The following is a 19,593-nucleotide window of genomic DNA, read 5'->3' on the forward strand; positions in this document are numbered from 1 at the left end:
GCGAGCTGTCAGCGTTTCATTCCTACGGTCGGCTCTTGCTCGAGTCTGAAGGTTAGCTTGTTGATCTTGCCGGTGAACTTGAACGGAGGATCGTAGCGATGCTCGAGCAGCGCCACTCCGGTCCGGGTGTCCTGGCCGATGTCGAAGGTTTCGTCCTCGGGGAGCGTGATCGGGATGGTGTGCTCCAGCTTGTTGCGCGTCACTTCCTTGCCATCCACTGACAGCACGCCTGTACCTCCCTTGCCCAGACCCGGCGCTTCAGGCTTGAAGTCAAAGACGATGGTGTGTTTGCCCGCATCCAACTCAGGCCCCTCCCAGACCGTGCGCTTGAGATCGAGCAGGTTGTAGAGGAACACCACCTTGCTGCGCCCTATCCCGAACTCACCCTTGCTCAGGAAGAGTCCGTAGCCACCGAAGCGCCCGCCGTGAGTGACGACCATGCCCTCCGCACCGCCTTGGGGTATCTCGACCTCGGCGGTGATGGTGTAACTCTTGTTGAGGATACTGGGCGCTGCGCTCGCCGGCGTGCCGATCAATTCGCCGGAGTAGGTAAATTCCGTGCGCCCCGCCGTGAGACTCGGGCGCGGCGTATTCCATCGCGCGAGCGTCGAGTTGTCGAGCGGCAGCACGTTGTACTTCTTCGCTTCCGAGTAGAAGACGTCTTGCAGCTGTTTGAGCTGGTCCGGCATCTTCGAAGCGAGATCGTCGGACTGGGTAGGATCGTCCGTGACGTTGTAGAGTTCCCAGTTGTACCCCGTGATCACGTCCGGTGGCGTCTTGGTGCTCAGCTCCCACGGGAGCGTCGCAGGAGTCGTGGCCGCGACCCAGCCATCCTGATAGATGGCGCGATTGCCCAGCATCTCGAAATATTGCGTCTTGCGGGTGGAAGGTGCGTTCGCGTTCGCACTGTTCCACGTGTACGTCATGCTGACACCCTCGATGGGAATCTGCTTGATCCCGTTGATCGTGTCGGGTTGCGAAATGCCCGCCGCCTGAAGAATGGTCGGCACGATGTCAATGACATGATGGAACTGGCGGCGGATGCCACCGGCGTCCGCGATGTGGCCGGGCCATGACATGATTACGCCCTGCGCCGTTCCGCCGAAATGCGACGGCACCTGCTTCACCCACTTGAACGGCGTACCCATCGCCCACGCCCACCCCGCCGCGAAATGCGGGAATGTCCGTTCGGATCCCCAGAAAGGATACCAGAGAAGCTGATCCTTCACCGGCACGGGCACGCCGTTGAAGGTGGTAAACTCGTTCGGCGTGCCGTTGAGCATGCCTTCGGCGCTCGCGCCGTTGTCTCCGCCGATGTAAACGATCAAGGTGTTGTCGAGTTCGCCAAGGTCCTCGACAGCCTGGATCACTCTCCCGATCTCATGATCGGCATAGGCAAGATAGGCCCCGTAAACATCCGCCTGCTTGATGAAGAGCTTCCTTTCGTCCCAGCTCAGCGAATCCCATTGCGGCAATTCTTTCGGCCACGCCGTCAACTTCGGGTTCTCGGGCATGATTCCCAGCCGTTTCTGGTTCGCGAAGATCTTCTCACGCACTTTGTTCCAGCCTTCGTCGAACAGGCGCATGTCGCTGATCTTCTTGATCCACTCGGGCGTGGGATGATGCGGCGCATGGGTGGCGCCCGGTACGTAATAGACGAGCCAAGGCTTGCCGGGTGCGACCTCCTTGAGCTGCTTGATGTGCTGAATGGCCTCATCGGCCATCGCCGTCTCCAGATTCCAACCGGGATTGTTGAGGAAGGGATAGATGGCCGTTGTATTGCGGAACAGGTTCGGCTGCCACTGGCTCGCATCGCCACCGACGAAGCCATAGAAATATTCAAAGCCCATTCCATTCGGCCATTGCTCGAACGGCCCCGCCTGGCTCGACTGATAGGAAGGCGTGTTGTGATCCTTGCCGAACCACGAGGTCGCGTAGCCGTTGGCTTTCAAGACGGTGCCGATCGTGCCTTTCTCGATCGGGATGATCGAGTCGTAGCCGGGGAAACCCGTTGCGATCTCGCCGACCACCCCATAGCCAACCGAATGATGGTTGCGTCCGGTGATCAGCGCGGCGCGCGTCGGCGAACATAATGACGTCGAATGGAAGTTCGTGTAGCGCAGTCCGGCCTTTGCAATCCGATCCATGCTGGGGGTCGGTATGACACCGCCGAAGGTGCTGGGTGCACCGAACCCCTGATCATCCGTCATGATGAGCAGCACGTTCGGCGCGCCCTTCGGCGGCACGACGCGCGGCGCCCACCATGGCGTCGACTCCGAGGCCTTCTCCTTGATCACCCCGCCGAATTTCGGATCGGGCGGAGGGATCTGGTTACCCGGAATGGTGATCGTGGCGGCAGGCGAACCAACCGGAGGTGCCGTTTGTGATGCTTGCTGTGCAAATGCCGGAGCGCAACCCAGAGTAAGAAAACTCGCACCTACCAGCAAATGACTGATCTTCATCATGGAGAGCCTCCCGTGAGATGCTGTCCCCTTGCGAAAAGTCAGGCGCGCGCCGGTCGGAATTATCGCGTCAGCGAACCGTCACTTTGACATAGGTCAAGGCGCGACCCGGGACAGGTGACTGGTCGAATTCTCGGGAAAGTGAGAGCCAACGCCAATAACCGTCAGGTTCAGCGATGACGCATCGCGTCAATTACTGCGACGCCGCATACTCCCGCCAGCCCTTCGCGCGCAAGGCGCAAGCCGGGCATTCACCGCAGCCATAGCCCCAATCGTGCTGCGCGCCGCGCTCGCCGAGGTAACAGGTATGGGAGTGTTCGCGGATCAGGTCGACCAGCCCTGCCCCGCCGAGCTCATGCGCCAGCTTCCACGTCGAGGCCTTGTCGAGCCACATCAGCGGCGTATGCAGCTCAAAGTCCTTCGCCATGCCGAGATTGAGCGCGGACTGCAGCGCCTTGATGGTCTCGTCGCGGCAATCCGGATAGCCGGAGTAATCGGTCTCGCACATGCCGCCGATGATGTGGCGGATGCCGCGCCGGTACGCCAGCGCCGCCGCGAAAGTCAGAAAGACCAGGTTGCGGCCGGGCACGAAGGTGTTGGGCAGGCCGTCCTCGCCCATGGCAATGGCGACATCGCGCGTGAGCGCGGTGTCGGAAATTTCGGCCAGTGTCGGGATTTCCAACGTGTGGCTCTCGCCGAGCTTTGCCGCCCAATCCGGCCGCAAGGATTTGATGCCCGACAACAGCTGGTCGCGGCAGGCAAGCTCGACCGCGTGGCGCTGGCCGTAGCTGAAGCCGAGCATTTCGACGCGGGCAAAGCGCTGCAGCGCCCAGGCAAGGCAGGTGGTGGAATCCTGCCCGCCGGAAAACAGCACCAGCGCGGTTTCGGACGATGATGGGTCGCTCATGAGGGGCCATTAGCATTCCCGCGCCTTGAGGCCAACCGGTGGAAATTACCCGATTTCGGTTCGTTCCGCTGGGATCGCTGCGCTGCTTGCGGCATAAAGCGGCTCGTTCTCCCAAGCGACGGAAACCCCATGACCCCTTCCCGCGATATTTCCCGCCTCATCGAAATCATGGCGGCGCTGCGCACGCCGGTGACCGGTTGTCCGTGGGACCTCGAGCAGAATTTTGCGACGATCGCGCCCTACACGATCGAGGAGGCCTACGAGGTAGCGGACGCGATCACGCGCGGCGATTTCGATGACCTCCGCGAGGAACTGGGCGATCTCCTGCTGCAGGTCGTCTATCACGCCCGCATGGCGGAAGAGCAAGATGCCTTTGCCTTCGGCGACGTGGTCGAGGCGATTACAACGAAGTTGATACGCCGTCATCCGCATGTGTTCGCCGACAAGGACGGCAATATCGCCCCTGCCGGCGTCAAGAGCGCCTGGGAACGCATCAAGGCCGAAGAGAAGGCCGAGCGCGCGGCACGGCGGCCGCCGGAAGAGACTACGCATCAATCGCTGCTATCCGGCATCAAGGCAGGCCAGCCGGCGCTGACGCGCGCGATGGAATTGCAGCGCAAGGCCTCCACCGTCGGCTTCGACTGGAACGATCCCCGCGCGGTGCTCAGCAAGATCCGCGAAGAGGCCGACGAGATCGAAGCGGCGCTGGACAACGGCAACGCTGACGAACTCGCTGAAGAAACCGGCGACCTCCTGTTCGCGCTGGTCAACCTCGCCCGCCATGTCGGCGCCGATCCGGAAACGGCGCTACGCGGCACCAACGCCAAGTTCGAACGGCGTTTTGCCTATATCGAGCATGCGCTCGCGGCGAAGGGCCGTTCGCTCGAGGGCGCATCGCTGGAAGAAATGGACGCGTTGTGGAACGAGGCGAAAAGTGGGAAGCAGCCAACAGCGGCTGCGTCGGTCCGGGCTCAAGGCACGCGCTGAATTCGAGTTCACGCCACGCGCGGCACGGCGTCGAACCTGGATACCACGATATCGCGCTTGGTCTCGTCGACGCGCACCGTCATGTCGAAGCGGCCGTCGTGGAGCTCCTTGTTGAGGACTTCGGCATTGCGATGAAGCCAGCTGATGCCGGCGCCGTCGGAAGCATCGATCGAGAGATCGAGCGTCGTGCGTGTCGCCGCCAGTCGATCCTCGATCGCGGTCAATAGCTCATTCACGCCCTCGCCTGACACGGCGGAGACCAGAAAGCACGGCCGCTCGGGCGGACGGCGCGCGGCGATGTTGCGCAGGTTCTCGCGTTCCTCGGGATCGAAGCGATCGATCTTGTTCCAGACTTCGAGAACGCCCTGCCCCGCATCGGGATCGATCCCCAACTGACTTAGCACGGCGTCGACGTCGCGCTCCTGCGCCTCCGCATCTTCATGCGAGATGTCGCGGACGTGCAGGATGATATCGGCTTCCAGCACCTCTTCCAGCGTGGCGCGAAACGCGGCGACGAGCTGCGTCGGCAGGTTGGAAATGAATCCGACGGTGTCCGACAGCATCGCCTTGCCGCCATGCGGCAGGCTCAGTGCGCGCAGGGTCGGGTCGAGCGTCGCAAACAGCATGTCGGCCGCCTGCACGTCGGCACGCGTGAGCCGGTTGAACAGCGTCGACTTGCCGGCGTTGGTGTAGCCGACCAGCGCAACGACGCGGTACGGGACCCGCTGGCGGCCGGCGCGATGCAGCCGCCGCGTCGCCTGCACCTTCTTGATTTCGTTTTCCAGCCGCGTGATGCGGTCACCGATCAGGCGGCGGTCGGCTTCGATCTGGGTCTCGCCGGGGCCACCCATGAATCCGAAACCGCCGCGCTGGCGTTCCAGATGGGTCCAGGAGCGCACCAGCCGGCTGCGCTGATAATTGAGATGCGCAAGCTCGACCTGCAGCGAACCTTCCTTGGTCTTGGCGCGGCGGCCGAAGATTTCCAGGATCAGGCCAGTGCGGTCGAGCACTTTTGTGTTCCAGGCCTTCTCGAGATTGCGCTGCTGGATTGGCGACAGCGCGCAATCCATCACCACAAGTTCGATGTCGTGGCCCGCGATCAGCCCGGTGATCTCCTCGACCTTGCCTTTGCCGAGATAGGTCGCGGGCCTGATCTGGTTGATCGGCGCAATCAGCGTGTCAGCGACCGTGAGGTCGATGGCGCGCGCCAGGCCCGTCGCTTCCTCCAGCCGGGCCTCGGAATCGCGCACGACATCACTCGCCTGCGCCTCGGCATCGCCGCGGCGCATTCGCAAGTACGGGCCGATGACGATTACCCGCCCGCTTTGCTTGACCCCCGCCGACCTCGGACGATCGGCGTTCCCTTCACGGTTGAGGGGTTCCAATCAGTTCACTCTCAAGCCGGAGCATCCTCGCCGCCTTCGAACAACTGAATCGGAGCCCCCGGCATGATGGTCGAGATCGCGTGCTTGTAGACAAGTTGCGAATGACCGTCGCGCCGAAGCAGCAAGCAGAAGTTGTCAAACCAGGTAACAATCCCCTGCAGCTTCACTCCGTTGACCAGAAAGATCGTTAGGGGCGTCTTTGTTTTACGAACGTGATTCAGGAAGGTGTCTTGTAGATTTTGTGCGCGGTCTGCCGCCATTGTTTTTGTCCCGCAGTGTGTTTCTTTTTATTAAGCCGGCTGTTGCTCTCTCATGGAGCCTGCCCCCGACTTGCCGGCGTCCCCTGAGATCCCCCTCCGGTCCGCTCGGCAATACGATTAGAGGGTACGCGCGCTTTTAAGGCAAGCCGGTTCGCGTTCCGCTTAGCAGGAACCCAGTGGCCATTCTCCGTAAAAGTCCGGAAAGAGATAAATATTCCAAAGCAAATGCATGGATCGGCTCAAAGCGAGCCGAGCTGAGCCGCAGATTCCCCAACGAATGAACATGCGATTCACTCAAGTCTCAGCCAACCCCAAGCGCCTTGAGCTTGCGGTGCAGCGCCGAACGCTCCATGCCGACGAATTCGGCGGTGCGCGAAATGTTGCCCGAGAACCGGCTGATCTGCGCGATCAGGTAGTCCCGCTCGAACACTTCCCGCGCCTCGCGAAGCGGCAGCCCCATGATGTGCTCGCCATTGTTGCTGGTCGGCATCGCCGGCACCATCGAACCCACATCCTGAGGCAGCATGTCGGCGGTGATGATCGCTTCAGGACCGCCGCCGGCCAGAATCATAACGCGCTCGACATTGTTGCGGAGCTGGCGGACGTTGCCGGGCCAGACATGCGACTGCAGCACGGCCATTGCGTCCTGGCCGATCTGCCGCTTCGGCAAGCCCGTCGCCGACGATATCTGGTCCATGAAATAGTCGATCAGTTCGGGAATGTCCTCGCGGCGTTCCGACAGCGGCGGGACGCGGATCGGCACTACCGACAGCCGGTGGTAGAGATCCTCGCGGAATCGCCCTTCGGCGATCTCTTCCTCCAGGTTACGCGCGGTGGAAGAGATGATGCGGACGTCGACATGAATCTTGGCGGTGCCACCCGAGCGCTGAAAGGTCTGATCGACCAGCACGCGCAGGATCTTGTTTTGGGTCTCACGCGGCATGTCGGCGATTTCGTCGATGAACAGCGTGCCGCCGTGGGCCTCTTCCAGCGCACCCGGCTTGCGCGCCTGTTCGCCGTTCGACTGCTCAATGCCGAACAATTCGACTTCCATCCGCTCCGGCGTGATCGCAGCGGCGTTGATGACGACAAACGGTCCTTCTGTACGGCTCGATGCATTGTGCAGCGTCCGCGCGGCCAGTTCCTTGCCGGAACCGGAGGGGCCGACGATCAGAATGCGGCTGTTGGCCTTGGCCGCCCGGTCGATGGTCTGGCGCAACTGGTTCATACAGGCGGAGCGGCCGGTGAGAACGCTCGCGGTCGGGGCCAGTTGCTTGAGTTCCTTCACCTCGCGCTTGAGCCGCGAGGTTTCCAGCGCCCGCGTCGCCACCAGGATCAGCCGGTCGGACTTGAACGGCTTTTCGATGAAGTCATAGGCGCCGCGCTTGATCGCAGCGACCGCGGTCTCGATGTTGCCGTGGCCGGAGATCATCACCACGGGAACGTCGGCGTGATCCTTCTTGATCTGCTCGAGCAATTGCAGGCCGTCGAGCTTGGAGCCCTGCAGCCAGATGTCGAGGAACACCAGATGCGGGCGGCGGTTGGCAATCTCGGCCAGAGCCGAATCGCTGTCGCGCGCAGTGCGTGTCTTGAAGCCTTCGTCTTCCAGGATGCCTGCAACGAGGTCGCGAATATCGGCTTCGTCGTCGACAATCAGAATGTCACTGGCCATGGGTTACACCTGTCTTGTCAGCTGCCTGTTGCGGCTTGGATTTTTGTTTCATGATTAGTCGCCGATGCCGCCTCATCGGTTTCGCCCGATAACGCTTTTGTTTCGTCAACCTGCGGTTTTTCCTCCGGGGACGGCACCTTTGCTTCCGCCTTCGGCGCATGGCCTGACACGGCGAACCGCAGCCGCATCCAGGCGCCGCGCTGTCCGGGCCGGAAATCGGAGGCATCCTTGAGTTCGATGCGGCCGCCATGGTCTTCCAGCACGCGGCCGACGATGGCGAGCCCGAGCCCGGTGCCCTTCTGGCGCGTCGTCACATAAGGCTCCAGCAACCGCGCGCGGCTCACCTTGGGCAGGCCGATACCGTTGTCGATCACGTCGATCACGATGTCGTCGTTTTCCTGCGCGGCAACGACGTCGATGCGTCCCTTGCCGAGTTCTTCCGGCGGCACCTGCTCGATCGCCTCTGTCGCGTTCTTGATGATGTTGGTCAGCGCCTGCGAAATCAGCCGGCGGTCGAACTGCGCCCGGATCGGGTCCTGCTTGATATCAGCCACGATATCGAGATCGGGATGGCCGACTTTCATCAGGAATACCGCCTGGCGCACGGTATCGGCGACGTCCTCGCCCTCCATGACCGGTTTCGGCATTCGCGCGAAGCGGGAGAATTCATCGACCATTCGCCTGATGTCGTCGACCTGCCGCACGATGGTGTCGGTACACTGTTCGAAGATACCTTTGTCTTCGATGATGACCTTGCCGAATTTGCGGCGGATCCGTTCGGCCGAAAGCTGGATCGGCGTCAGCGGATTCTTGATTTCGTGGGCGATGCGGCGCGCAACGTCGCCCCATGCCGATGTCCGCTGCGCGGAGACGAGCTCCGTAATGTCGTCGAGCGTGATGATGTAGCTGTCGCGCGACTGGCTGGTCTGTTCGGCGCTGACACGGACCGACAGGTTGCGCTCATGGCCGTCGCGCGTGATCGTGATCTGGCCCTGCACCAGGCGTTGCGTGCCCTCGCGCGCCGTCTTCATCATGTCGTCGAGCTCGGGCAGCACGTCCGACAGCGGATGGTCCAGCGTCTCCGACTCGGCATGGCCGATGAGTTTCTCGGCCGAACGGTTCAGGATGCCGACGCTGCCGGAGGCGTCGACGCCGATGATGCCGGCGCTGGCCGACGACAGCACCGCCTCGATGAAGCGCCGGCGGCTGTCGATCAGGTCGGAGGCGTTCACGAGTTCGTCGCGCTGGGTGCGCAATTCGGCCGTCATCTTGTTGAAGGTTTCGCCGAGCTGCGCGAGGTCGCCTTCAGACTTGTGCACCGGCACCTGGACATGCAGATCGCCCGTCGAAACGATATTGGCCGCGCTCATCAGGTTGCGGATCGGCGCCACCAGCCAGTTGGCGAAATTCAACCCGATCAGCACCGACGCCATCAGAATCGTGAGCGCAATCACCGCAAACATCAGCGCGAAGGCGACCTGGATGCCGAGCCGGCGGGCTTCGATCTGGGCGTATTCGGCAACGCTGGCCTCGGTCTGCTTGAGCTGCGCGACCACACGGGGATCGAGCAGCCGCGCCACATACAGGAACGTGTCGTTGAAGGCCCGCAGCCGGATCACCGCCGCCACGTAGTTCGCGTCGGGGAAGACTGCGATCTGCGGCTCGTCTTCATTGACGTTGCTGAGAAAGTCCTGCGGCGGCGTCGTGAACTCCTGCTTGATGCCGGTTTGCGCCGTCTCCAGGATGTTGCGATCCTTGTCGATCAGCATGGCTCCCGGCAAATTTCGGGATGTGGCGCTCATCGTCAGCCCTTCGCGAAACGACCGGCGGTCCTGGTCGAACAGCGGCCTTGCACGGGCGATGTCATTGGCCATCCCCAGGATGTCGCCGCGGATCAGCTGCGCATGCTCGTAGGTGTAGGCCCGGGCGACGATCAGCGAGTTCTCCATCACCTCGCGCGTCGGGCCTGAGAACAGCCGGTCGAGGCCACGGTCGATGGTCACGTTGGCGACGATCGCGACCAGTACCGCCGGCAGCACGGCGATGATGGAGAACAGGCTGACGATCTGGACGTGCAGCCTGGCCGCGGCCTTGCCACGCCGCCGCGCCTGAATCACCAGCCAGACTTCGCGGACGATGATGCCGACCAACAGCAGGATGGTCGCCGCATTGATCAGCAGGAACGAATAGACCACGTGGCGGGTCGGCTCGATCGGTGTCAGGCCGCTCAGGACCACGAAGGTCAGAAATGCGGACAGCAGCGCGATCGCAACCGCAAACGGCGCCACCCACTTCCGCAGGATTCCCCCTGTGGATTCGGCAAGCGACGGGTCGAACGATGGTGCCGAGGTTGTCTCTGCGGTGGTCATTCCGGCAATCGGTGATCTGAAAGGGGCTTGGGTCCGCTTGTCGCGAACTGATGCATTCATATCACAATGTTGCCGAATTGCGACAATTCCACGGCCATCCGACCGCTAAAGCAATCGATCCCCAGCCGCGCCACCCGTCTTTATGGTGAAGGGAAGCGACTGCTATCCCTAGCCGCCGCTCCGGTAGACCTGAATGTCGAGATCCCTGATCTTCTTCCGCAGCGTATTGCGGTTGAGGCCGAGCAGGTCGGCCGCGCGGATCTGGTTGCCGCGCGTGGCCGCCAGCGCCGCGGTCAGCAGCGGCACCTCGATCTCCTTGAGGATGCGGTGGTAGAGGCCAGGCGGCGGCACGCCGTTCGGGAAGCCGGAGAAGTGCGAGGACAGATACGCTTCGACCGCGCCGCCGAGATTCTCCACGCCCATCGGCGCGTTGCCGCCCGAGGTGACCGCCGGCGGCGCCAACTCGCCATCAATCACCGAGGCCGTAATGACGTCCTGCGGATAAAGCGCAGCCAGCCGGCGCGCCAGATTCTCGAGTTCGCGCACGTTGCCGGGCCAGCGGTGCTGCTTGAGCCGCTCGAGCGCCAGCGTGTCGAGTTTTTTGGGCGGCAAGCCATCCTTTTCGGCGAGCGAGAAGAAATGCCGGATCAGATCGGGCAAATCCTCGATCCGCTCCCGCAACGGCGGCAGGCGCAGCGGCACGACATTCAGGCGGAAGAACAAATCTTCCCGGAACAGCCCCTGCTGGATCAGGATGCGCAAATCCTTGTTGCTCGCCGCCACGATCCGAACGTCGGTCTTGATCGGGGTGCGCCCGCCGACGGTGGTGTACTCGCCCTGCTGCAGCACGCGCAGCAGTCGCGTCTGCGCCTCCATCGGCATGTCGCCGATTTCGTCGAGAAACAGCGTGCCGCCTTCGGCCTGTTCGAACCGGCCCGAAGCGCGGGTATTGGCGCCGGTGAACGCGCCGCGCTCGTGGCCGAACAATTCGGATTCGATCAGGTCGCGCGGGATCGCCGCCATGTTGACGGCGACGAACGGGCCGTTGCGGCGCTTGCCGTAGTCATGGAGCGCGCGGGCGACCAGTTCCTTGCCGGTGCCGGACTCGCCGGAGATCATCACCGTGAGGTCGGTCTGCATCAGCCGCGCCAGCACCCGGTAGATTTCCTGCATCGCCGGCGAGCGGCCGACCAGCGGGATCGAATCGAATTCGCCTTCGTCGACCGCGCTTGCCACCCGCTCCTTCGGCTCGGCCAATGCGCGGCCGACGATGGTGATGAGCTCCTTCAGGTCGAACGGTTTCGGCAGATATTCATAGGCGCCGCGCTCGGAGGCCCGGATCGCCGTCATGAACGTGTTCTGGGCGCTCATAACAATGACGGGAAGGCTCGGCCGCATCTTCTTGATCCGCGGCAAGAGATCGAACGCGTTCTCGTCGGGCATCACCACGTCGGTGATGACGAGATCGCCCTCGCCCTGGCTTACCCAGCGCCACAGCGTTGCGGCATTTCCGGTCAGCCGAACTTCATAACCGGCGCGTGAAAGAGCCTGGTTGAGAACCGTGCGGATGGCGGTGTCGTCGTCTGCAACGAGAATGCTACCTGCGGGCATCGTTATTCCTCATCTTGCGTCCTGTGAGGCAGGCGGCAGCGTACCCGGAACGCCGTCGCGGTTGCTTTGGTCGAACTGTTTGGCTGGATTGAACATCGGCATCAGCACGCGGAAGGTGGTCTTCCGCGGCTGCGATTCGCATTCGATGATGCCGCCGTGATCGCCGACGATCTTGGCAACCAGCGCCAGGCCGAGCCCGCTGCCGGTTTGCTTCGTGGTCACGAAGGGATCGAACAGGTTCGGCAACAGGTCTTCCGGCACGCCGGAACCGTTGTCCTTGACGCAGAATTCGAGCGGCAGCGACACCCGCGATTTCTTGCCTGGCACCGACAGGCGGACGCCGGGACGGAAGGCGGTGGTAAGCTGGATTTCTGCGTCCGAGCCGAGATCGGCGACGGCCTCCGCGGCATTCTTCACGAGATTGAGGAACACCTGAATGAGCTGATCCTGGTTGGCCAGCACCGGCGGCAACGACGGATCGTATTCCTCGACGAAGCGGATGTTGCGGGCGAAGCCGGATTGCGCCAGCCGTTTGACGTGGTCGAGCACGGAATGGATGTTGACCGGTCCGCGCGCCACCGGACGGTCGTCACCGAACACTTCCATGCGGTCGACCAGGGTGACGATGCGGTCGGCCTCGTCGCAGATCAGCCGCGTCAGCATGCGGTCTTCTGATGAGGCCGCCTGCTCCAGCAATTGCGCCGCGCCACGGATGCCGGACAGCGGATTCTTGATTTCATGCGCCAGCATCGCCGCCAGCGCGATCACCGAGCGCGCCGCGCTCCGGTGCGTCAACTGCCGGTCCATCTTGTCGGCGATGGTGCGCTCCTGCAGCATCACGACGATATGGCCGGGCCGTTCGGTGAGCGGGGCGACATGCAGATCGACCTGGCGGTCGCCGCCGATGCGGGGCGTACCGAGATCGACCTTGTATTCGTTGACCGGTGAGCCACTTGAGCGCACCTGATCGATCAGCGCCAGCAGCGGACTGCCGAACGGCACCAGTTCCTTCAGCGACTGTCGCCGCAAAAATTGCGTCGAGATTTCGAAGAAGGATTCAGCGGCGATGTTGGCGTCGACGATGCGGCCGTCGGGCGCCACCAGCAGCACCGGATTGGGCAGCGCGTTGAGGATGGCCTCGCCGTCGGTGGGCACCGCGCGGCGATGTTCTGCGGCTGACGTCATGCGGCAGCACTCCATGCAAAATCGTCGTATGCGTCCTGCAACGATCGGTGCACCCGGTGCGGATCCTCCGACGTCAGAATCTTTTGCCGCCAGCCTTTCAGCGTCTCGGCGGGTGCACGGCTGCACTGGGCCGCGACCTCCAGGGCCCATCCGAGATGCTTGCGCGCGTGCTTGAGCCCGATGCGCAGCCCGTAATGGCTGCAGACTTCGTCGTAGAGGGCGCGCACATGCGCGAGTTGTTCGGCGAGCGACGGTGCCGTCTCCGCCTGCCCGGTTTCGAGCTGGCGGCCGATCTGCCCCGGCAACCACGGCTGGCCCTGCGCGCCGCGCCCGATCATCACGGCATCCGCCCCGGACACTTCGAGCGCCTGGACCGCCTTCTCGAATGAAGTGATGTCGCCGTTGACGACGAGCGGCACCGAGACCGCATCCCTGACCGCGCGCACAGCGGTCCAATCGGCGACGCCCTTGTAAAACTGGCAACGCGTGCGCCCGTGTACGGTAATCATCTGCACGCCGGCCTGTTCTGCGCGGCGCGCCAGTTCGGGCGCGTTGAGCGAGCGATCGTCCCAGCCGAGCCGCATCTTCAGCGTCACCGGCACTTTCACCGCCGCGATCGTGGCTTCGATCAGCTTGAGCGCATGATCGAGATCGCGCATCAGCGCCGAGCCGGATTGACCGCCGGTGACATGACGCGCCGGACAGCCCATATTGATATCGATGATGTCGGCGCCGGCCGCTTCCGCGACCCGAGCGCCCTCCGCCATCCAGTGCGCCTCGCAACCCGCGAGCTGGACAACGTGCGCTCCGACACCAGCTGTCTCGCAGCGCAGAAGCGACATCGGCCTGCCGTGCACGAGTTCGTCGCTGGCGGTCATCTCCGAGACGACCAGTCCGGCGCCGAGGGTGGCGGCAAGCCGTCGAAAGGGAGCATCGGTGACGCCGGACATCGGCGCCAGGAGAACCCGGTTGGCGACAGCAATCTCGCCTATTTTCAACGGCTTAGGGCGTGAACTTTCCGGGCCGGTCACGTCGTTCTCTTGGTTAGGGCGGCGGCTTCATTGCAACCGTCGGCGCATATTGTGAGCACAAATCTTGGGCAGTCAAGCTTCTTGCCTACACTTTAGACAGATCTATCATTTGTGCAAGTGCACTGCAACAAAAACCGCTTTTCCCACAGGTGATGGGAATCACTCTATTTTCCGTATTCAGCATGGTAAGGGCTGTGCGCCAGCGTGGCCCGAGCCCCTCCCCCTCAACCCCGATTCGTTCGTATTTGAGTCCAGATGCCCAGACCTGAGCGCACCGCAGCCATCCTCGTCGCAGCCGGACGCGGGCTTCGCGCCGGCGCAGGAGGACCCAAGCAATATCGCGAGATCGGCGGACAGACGGTGATCTTCCGCGCCCTGGAGGCATTTTGCCGGCATCCGGACGTGTTTGCTGTGCAGCCGGTGGTGAATCCCGATGATGCCGCGATCTTCAACGCGGCTGTCGCGGGACTGCGCCATCAGCCGCCCACCAATGGCGGCGCGACACGTCAAGCTTCGGTGCATGCCGGTCTTGAGGCGCTGGCGGCGGAGAAGCCCGACATCGTCCTGATTCATGACGCCGCGCGGCCTTTCGTGACGCCTGCGGTGATTTCGCGCGCGATCGATGCCGCCGGCCGCACCGGCGCGGCGGTCCCTGCGATCCCGGTCACAGACACGATCAAGCAAGTCAGCGATACCGGTGACGTCGAGGCCACACCCGAACGTGCACGGCTGCGAATCGCGCAGACGCCGCAAGCGTTTCGCTTCGATGTGATTCTCGATGCCCATCGCCGCGCCGCGCGCGATGGCCGCAGCGATTTCACCGACGATGCGGCCCTCGCCGAATGGGCGGGATTGACGGTAGCGACCTTTGAAGGTGATCCTGCGAACATGAAACTGACGACGCCTGAAGATTTTGTCCGCGAGGAAGCCCGCCTCGCCGCCCAGCTCGGCGACATCAGAACCGGCACCGGCTACGACGTGCACGCCTTTGGCGACGGCGATCATCTGATGCTCTGCGGCGTGCGCGTGCCGCATACACGCGGCTTTCTCGCTCATTCCGACGGTGACGTCGGCTTGCATGCCCTGGTCGACGCCATCCTCGGCGCGCTGGCGGACGGCGATATCGGTTCGCACTTTCCGCCCAGCGATCCGCAGTGGAAGGGCGCTGCGTCCGACAAGTTCCTCAAATATGCCGTCGACCGCGTCACCGCGCGCGGCGGCCGGATCGCCAATCTCGAAGTCACGATGATCTGCGAGCGCCCGAAAATCGGACCGCTGCGCGATGTCATGCGCGCCCGCATTGCCGAGATCACCGGCCTCAACATCTCGCGCGTCGCCGTCAAGGCAACGACCAGCGAACGGCTCGGCTTTACCGGCCGCGAGGAAGGCATCGCCGCGACCGCGAGCGCCACCATCCGCCTGCCCTGGAGCGAGTAAGCCATGAGCGGCAGCGACGCCCGCGCCCTCTCCCGCTCGCTGCTCGACCTATGCCGGATGCGCAAGTTGACGATTGCGACGGCGGAGTCCTGTACCGGGGGCCTTGTCGCCGGCGCGCTCACCGACATTCCCGGCTCATCCGACGTGATCGATCGCGGCTTTGTCACTTATTCCAACGACGCCAAGCGCGCGATGCTCGGCGTCAAGGCGACGACGCTTGCGACCTTCGGCGCGGTCAGCAAGGAAACCGCAACCGCGATGGCAATCGGCGCCCTGGAAAAAGCCGGCGTTGATCTCGCGGTATCCATTACCGGCATTGCAGGCCCCGGCGGCGCTACGCCGGGCAAGCCGGTCGGCCTGGTCCATTTCGCGGTCGCCTCGCGCGACGGAAAGATCCTGCACCGCGAATTCCGTTTCGGCGCCATCGGCCGCACCACCGTGCGCCAGCGCTCCGTCGTGGAGGCGCTGCGCATGCTGATGGAGTTGGCGCGGGGTCCGCAGCCTCCGACAAAGCCGCGGCGTGAGACCATGAGCCGGCTGCGTCCACGGGTGGCGCGAACGCCACGGCGCAGCGCCGTCAAGCGACGCCGGCCGACGCGGGCTTAAGCCCTGGCAATTACCTTTGCGCCGCCAGCGCCTTGGCGCGGGTTTCGCTGAGCGACGCTGCCGGCGTCAACGCTTCCGGGCTAATCGAAAGCTCGATGATCGCCGGAAGTCCGCTTGCCACGGCTTCGTCGAAAGCGCGGGCAAAATCCTCGGTCCGCTCGACATGGGCGCCAAAGCCGCCGCAGGCCCGCGCCAGCGCGGCGAAGTCGGGGTTGGCGAGATCGGTGCCGGAGACGCGGCCAGGATACTCGCGTTCCTGATGCATGCGGATCGTGCCGTACATGCCGTTGTTGCAGACGATCACGATCAGCGGCAGCCGGTTTTCGACCGCCGTCATGAACTCGAGGCCCGTCATCTGGAAACAACCATCGCCGGCAAAGCAGATGACGGTGCGTTCGGGATGCTGCAGCTTGGCGGCCACCGCCGCCGGCAGGCCGTAGCCCATCGAGCCCGAGGTCGGCGCCAGTTCGGTGCGGTATTGCCGATAGCGCCAGAACCGGTGCACCCAGACGGCATAATTGCCGGCGCCGTTGCAGATGATGGTGTCGTGGGGCAAGCGATCGCTCAGACCGCGGACGATCTGCGAAAGCTGCACGTCGCCGGGCGAGCGCGTCGGCTCGGCGAATCCGAGATAGTCGGCATGCGCCGCCTTGACGTGGTCGGCGCGCGATTGATGCTTCGGCTCCAGCCGCCTGATCGCGGCCGCAAAGGCCGCGCTGCTCGCGACCACGCCGAGCGTCGGCGAATAGACCCGGCCGATCTCTTCCGGATCGGGATAGACGTGAACCAGCGGCTGTCTCGGTTTCGGAATATCGAACAGCGTGTAGCCGCCCGTGGTGGCCTCGCCCAGCCGCGCGCCGAGCGCGATCACCATGTCGCTGGTGCGGATCCGCTCGGCGATCTTTGCATCGAGCCCGATGCCGATATGGCCGCCATAGCAGGGATGCAGATTGTCGAAATAGTCCTGGCAGCGGAACGAGACGCCGACGGGCACTTCATGCGCTGCCGCAAACGCCTCGAGATCGCGGCGTGCCTGATCGCTCCATCCGCCGCCGCCGACGATCACGAACGGCTTCTTCGCCTCCGAAAGCAACGCATGGAACTGCCGCAGGGCGCCGTCGTCAGGCGCGATCGGAAGCGGAGTATAGGGTGGTGCATCCGGCACCTCGGCGGTATCGGTGAGCATGTCCTCGGGCAGCGCCAGCACGACCGGGCCGGGACGGCCCGAGGTCGCGGTGAAGAAGGCGCGCGAGATGAACTCCGGAATCCGCCGCGCATCGTCGATCTGGGCGACCCATTTCGCCATCGGCCCGAACATCAGCCGATAGTCGATTTCCTGGAACGCTTCGCGTTCCATCATGTCGCGTCCGACCTGCCCCAGCAAAAGGATCATGGGCGTTGAGTCCTGAAATGCGACATGAACGCCGGCGGACGCATTGGTGGCACCGGGTCCGCGCGTGGCGAACGCGATACCCGGGCGGCCCGTCAGCTTGCCATAGGCATCCGCCATCATGGTGGCGCCGCCCTCGTGCCGGGCGTTGATGAACCGCACGCGCTGGCTCTGGTACATGCCGTCGAGCGCGGCCAGGAAGCTCTCGCCGGGCACGCCGAACACGGTGTCAGCGCCGTGCAGGGCCAGTTGCTCGATCAGAATATGGCCACCGGTTCGAAGATTTGCGTCCATTGCCTCGTCCTTCCGCTATGGGATTTACGGATTTGGGACCGGCTTAATGAATGGCGTGGGCACCAGCAACCGGTTTTCCTGCAAGGTCAGATATGCCGCCGCTCATGTTCTTCCTTGTTCTCGTTATTGCTCTTTCGGTGCCACTCGCGCTTCCACCCCGGTGACGGCCTCATAGGCCTTGATGACGGCGGTGCAGGACTCGCCGTCGTGCCCCAGCAGCGCCGCCTGCCGGTAGGTCTGGTGCACGGCCTCCGCCATGAACCCGGGCAGGCCCGCCTCCTCCAGCCAGCGCGCGTAGTAGCGGACATCCTTGCGGGCGTTCGCCAGCGACATCAGCGGGGTGAAGTCGCCATCGAGGGTCGCCTGGCCATAGAGATCGAGCATGCCGCTTTTGGCGCCGGCGGCCGAGATGATGCCGATCACCTGGGAAAGATCGAGCCCATCCTTCGCAGCAAGCGCAAATCCCTCGCACCACGCCGCCACATTGGCGAAGGCGATGTAATTGTGAATGAGCTTGATGCGGATGGCGTGCCCCAGCGGGCCGATGTGGAAGATGTTTTCGGCATAGAGGTCGAAATATGGCCTGAGGTCGTCGAGAAGGTCGCGCTCGCCGCCGAACAGCACGTTGACCTTGCCGATATCGGCGTGTTTCGGGGTCCGCGTCATCGGCGCCTCGGCGTAACGCCCGCCGGCCGCGCGCACCATGCGATCGAGCTTTGCGACCATCTGCGGGCTGCCAGTGGTGTGGTCCACGATGATGAACCCCGCCGCCGGACCGGCCAGCAGCCCATCGCCGCAAATCATCAACGCTTCGACATCCTCGGCTTCATTGACGCAAATCATGATGATGCGGCAGCTATCGCGAACTTCCTGAACGCTCTTGGCAGCGGTGGCGCCAAGCGATTTGGCGGCCGCCACAGCGGCTGGATTGAGGTCATAGGCGGTGACCGCCACGCCCTTGGCGACGAGGTTCTTCACCAACCCTCGCCCCATCCCGCCGAGGCCGATAAAACCAACGCGTTCAAATGTCGTCATCTCAGGCCTTCCGTTATGGTTTGACGGCCCTCAGGGATTTCGGGCATTCGGTTGGGCAGCGTAGCTCCACCGCCCCGTCATTTTTTCCGGCTCGGCTACCATGCTCACAGGCTGTCTGACAACCTGATTTAATCAATTGCGCCGCCTGCCTTGTTTGGATATGCCTGCCCGCTGGCGCGGATCGCGATGGCGGGTCAGCCGGCGGCGACATCTGGACAGGACCATCCGGTGAAATTCAAATCCCTCGAGCGAAGTCCTTCCTTGCCGGAGGAGATTGTCACCAGCCTGACCGGCGCTCTACTTGCGGGCGAACTCCGGCCGGGCGATCGCCTGCCGTCCGAACAAGCGCTGGCGACCGAATTCGGCGTGGCGCGGACGGTGGTGAGAGAGGCGATCTCGCAACTCAAATACGACGGCGTCGTCCAGAGCCGCGTCGGCGTCGGGGCCTTCATCGCCCAGCCGCAAGAACGCACGGCTTTTCGGATCAGCCCCGCCTGCTTCCAGAAGCGCAAGGAACTGTTGAAACTGCTGCGCCTGCGCAATGGCGTCGTCATCGAGGCCGCGGCGGATGCGGCGCTGGCGCGCTCCAACCGCGACATCGCCCGCATGGAGGCCATTCTCAAGGAGATGCGGGAGGCGATCGGCGATCGCGAGCACGGCGCCGAGCGTCATTTCGAGGCCGAGCGTCAGCTGATCCACGTCATCGCCAAGGTGGCTGACAATGAGCACGCGCTCAATTTCATCGTGATGATCGACGGCCAGATTGCCGAAAAACTTCACTCGGTCGCCGTCAAGAACACCAAGGCAACCGAACTCGCCGCCGTCGCGATCGAGGAGCAGGCGCGCCTGGTCGAGGCCATCAAGCGCGGCGATCCCGCCGCGGCACGCGACAAGGCCCGCAAGCACTATGACAACGCCGCGCAACGCCTGGCCGACCGCGCCGACCTCGCGGATGTCTAGCT

Annotated in this window: 15 protein-coding genes; 4 read left to right on the plus strand and 11 right to left on the minus strand. The window is 63.5% G+C overall.

Annotation, left to right across the window (positions count from 1 at the left end):
* Positions 1 to 8 precede the first annotated feature (8 nt).
* Together ACVWVY_RS28600 and queC are read right to left on the minus strand one after the other, a co-directional pair.
* On the minus strand, positions 9 to 2,462 hold the full coding sequence (locus tag ACVWVY_RS28600; RefSeq protein ID WP_456632330.1) for an arylsulfatase: 2,454 nt from the start codon (positions 2,460 to 2,462) through the stop codon (positions 9 to 11).
* Between the two features lie 193 nt (positions 2,463 to 2,655).
* Entirely contained in the window at positions 2,656 to 3,369 is a 714-nt protein-coding gene (gene queC / locus ACVWVY_RS28605; protein ID WP_456629505.1) for a 7-cyano-7-deazaguanine synthase QueC, read from the minus strand.
* A 129-nt stretch (positions 3,370 to 3,498) separates the two neighbouring features.
* On the opposite strand from queC, the gene mazG reads away from it, so the two are divergent.
* The gene (gene mazG, locus ACVWVY_RS28610) at positions 3,499 to 4,356 is read left to right on the plus strand and encodes a nucleoside triphosphate pyrophosphohydrolase (RefSeq protein ID WP_456629506.1); all 858 of its coding nucleotides are present in this window, start codon (positions 3,499 to 3,501) and stop codon (positions 4,354 to 4,356) included.
* 8 nt (positions 4,357 to 4,364) lie between these two features.
* Here the strand turns inward: mazG and hflX are convergent, their stop codons facing one another.
* The 7 genes from hflX to dusB all read right to left on the minus strand — a co-directional run bounded on the left by hflX (position 4,365) and on the right by dusB (position 13,836).
* Positions 4,365 to 5,741, minus strand: coding sequence for a GTPase HflX (gene hflX / locus ACVWVY_RS28615; RefSeq protein ID WP_456629507.1), 1,377 nt, complete (start codon positions 5,739 to 5,741; stop codon positions 4,365 to 4,367).
* A gap of 11 nt (positions 5,742 to 5,752) precedes the next feature.
* Positions 5,753 to 6,001 (minus strand): RNA chaperone Hfq, encoded by a 249-nt coding sequence (hfq, locus tag ACVWVY_RS28620; RefSeq protein ID WP_006020546.1) that lies wholly within the window; start codon positions 5,999 to 6,001, stop codon positions 5,753 to 5,755.
* A gap of 301 nt (positions 6,002 to 6,302) precedes the next feature.
* Entirely contained in the window at positions 6,303 to 7,673 is a 1,371-nt protein-coding gene (gene ntrX, locus ACVWVY_RS28625; RefSeq protein WP_456629508.1) for a nitrogen assimilation response regulator NtrX, read from the minus strand.
* 17 nt (positions 7,674 to 7,690) lie between these two features.
* Positions 7,691 to 10,042 carry an ATP-binding protein gene (locus tag ACVWVY_RS28630; protein WP_456629509.1) on the minus strand — a complete coding sequence of 784 codons (2,352 nt, stop codon included), beginning with the start codon at positions 10,040 to 10,042 and terminating at the stop codon, positions 7,691 to 7,693.
* A 168-nt stretch (positions 10,043 to 10,210) separates the two neighbouring features.
* Positions 10,211 to 11,653, minus strand: coding sequence for a nitrogen regulation protein NR(I) (gene ntrC, locus ACVWVY_RS28635; protein WP_456629510.1), 1,443 nt, complete (start codon positions 11,651 to 11,653; stop codon positions 10,211 to 10,213).
* A 9-nt stretch (positions 11,654 to 11,662) separates the two neighbouring features.
* Positions 11,663 to 12,838, minus strand: a complete 1,176-nt coding sequence (locus ACVWVY_RS28640; RefSeq protein ID WP_456629511.1) for a two-component system sensor histidine kinase NtrB — start codon at positions 12,836 to 12,838, stop codon at positions 11,663 to 11,665.
* Entirely contained in the window at positions 12,835 to 13,836 is a 1,002-nt protein-coding gene (gene dusB, locus ACVWVY_RS28645) for a tRNA dihydrouridine synthase DusB (RefSeq protein WP_456632331.1), read from the minus strand. The genes ACVWVY_RS28640 and dusB overlap by 4 nt, the downstream gene beginning before the upstream one ends.
* Positions 13,837 to 14,124: 288 nt before the next feature.
* On the opposite strand from dusB, the gene ACVWVY_RS28650 reads away from it, so the two are divergent.
* Complete coding sequence (locus ACVWVY_RS28650; protein WP_456629512.1) at positions 14,125 to 15,306, plus strand: bifunctional 2-C-methyl-D-erythritol 4-phosphate cytidylyltransferase/2-C-methyl-D-erythritol 2,4-cyclodiphosphate synthase; 1,182 nt, start codon at positions 14,125 to 14,127, stop codon at positions 15,304 to 15,306.
* A 3-nt stretch (positions 15,307 to 15,309) separates the two neighbouring features.
* A complete protein-coding gene (locus ACVWVY_RS28655) occupies positions 15,310 to 15,912 on the plus strand; it encodes a CinA family protein (RefSeq protein ID WP_456629513.1) in 603 nt (200 codons plus the stop codon).
* Between the two features lie 10 nt (positions 15,913 to 15,922).
* On the opposite strand, the gene ACVWVY_RS28660 is transcribed toward ACVWVY_RS28655, so the two are convergent.
* Both ACVWVY_RS28660 and ACVWVY_RS28665 read right to left on the minus strand, forming a co-directional pair.
* Positions 15,923 to 17,596 (minus strand): thiamine pyrophosphate-binding protein, encoded by a 1,674-nt coding sequence (locus ACVWVY_RS28660; RefSeq protein ID WP_456629514.1) that lies wholly within the window; start codon positions 17,594 to 17,596, stop codon positions 15,923 to 15,925.
* 123 nt (positions 17,597 to 17,719) lie between these two features.
* Positions 17,720 to 18,631 (minus strand): NAD(P)-dependent oxidoreductase, encoded by a 912-nt coding sequence (locus ACVWVY_RS28665; RefSeq protein WP_456629515.1) that lies wholly within the window; start codon positions 18,629 to 18,631, stop codon positions 17,720 to 17,722.
* Between the two features lie 228 nt (positions 18,632 to 18,859).
* On the opposite strand from ACVWVY_RS28665, the gene ACVWVY_RS28670 reads away from it, so the two are divergent.
* Positions 18,860 to 19,591: a FadR/GntR family transcriptional regulator gene (locus tag ACVWVY_RS28670; RefSeq protein WP_456629516.1), complete on the plus strand. Its 732-nt coding sequence runs from the start codon at positions 18,860 to 18,862 to the stop codon at positions 19,589 to 19,591.
* The last annotated feature ends 2 nt before the right edge of the window (positions 19,592 to 19,593 follow it).

It is taken from the genome of Bradyrhizobium sp. URHC0002 (assembly GCF_054059515.1).

Excerpts from the sequence above, each read along its gene's own strand:
- ACVWVY_RS28655 (WP_456629513.1), top strand. The coding sequence starts at position 15,310 with ATGAGCGGCAGCGACGCCCGCGCCCTCTCCCGCTCGCTGCTCGACCTA.
- ACVWVY_RS28665 (WP_456629515.1), bottom strand. The coding sequence starts at position 18,631 with ATGACGACATTTGAACGCGTTGGTTTTATCGGCCTCGGCGGGATGGGG.
- ACVWVY_RS28630 (WP_456629509.1), bottom strand. The coding sequence starts at position 10,042 with ATGACCACCGCAGAGACAACCTCGGCACCATCGTTCGACCCGTCGCTT.
- ACVWVY_RS28640 (WP_456629511.1), bottom strand. The coding sequence starts at position 12,838 with ATGACGTCAGCCGCAGAACATCGCCGCGCGGTGCCCACCGACGGCGAG.
- mazG (WP_456629506.1), top strand. The coding sequence starts at position 3,499 with ATGACCCCTTCCCGCGATATTTCCCGCCTCATCGAAATCATGGCGGCG.
- ACVWVY_RS28660 (WP_456629514.1), bottom strand. The coding sequence starts at position 17,596 with ATGGACGCAAATCTTCGAACCGGTGGCCATATTCTGATCGAGCAACTG.
- ntrX (WP_456629508.1), bottom strand. The coding sequence starts at position 7,673 with ATGGCCAGTGACATTCTGATTGTCGACGACGAAGCCGATATTCGCGAC.
- ACVWVY_RS28650 (WP_456629512.1), top strand. The coding sequence starts at position 14,125 with ATGCCCAGACCTGAGCGCACCGCAGCCATCCTCGTCGCAGCCGGACGC.
- hfq (WP_006020546.1), bottom strand. The coding sequence starts at position 6,001 with ATGGCGGCAGACCGCGCACAAAATCTACAAGACACCTTCCTGAATCAC.
- ACVWVY_RS28600 (WP_456632330.1), bottom strand. The coding sequence starts at position 2,462 with ATGAAGATCAGTCATTTGCTGGTAGGTGCGAGTTTTCTTACTCTGGGT.
- queC (WP_456629505.1), bottom strand. The coding sequence starts at position 3,369 with ATGAGCGACCCATCATCGTCCGAAACCGCGCTGGTGCTGTTTTCCGGC.
- ntrC (WP_456629510.1), bottom strand. The coding sequence starts at position 11,653 with ATGCCCGCAGGTAGCATTCTCGTTGCAGACGACGACACCGCCATCCGC.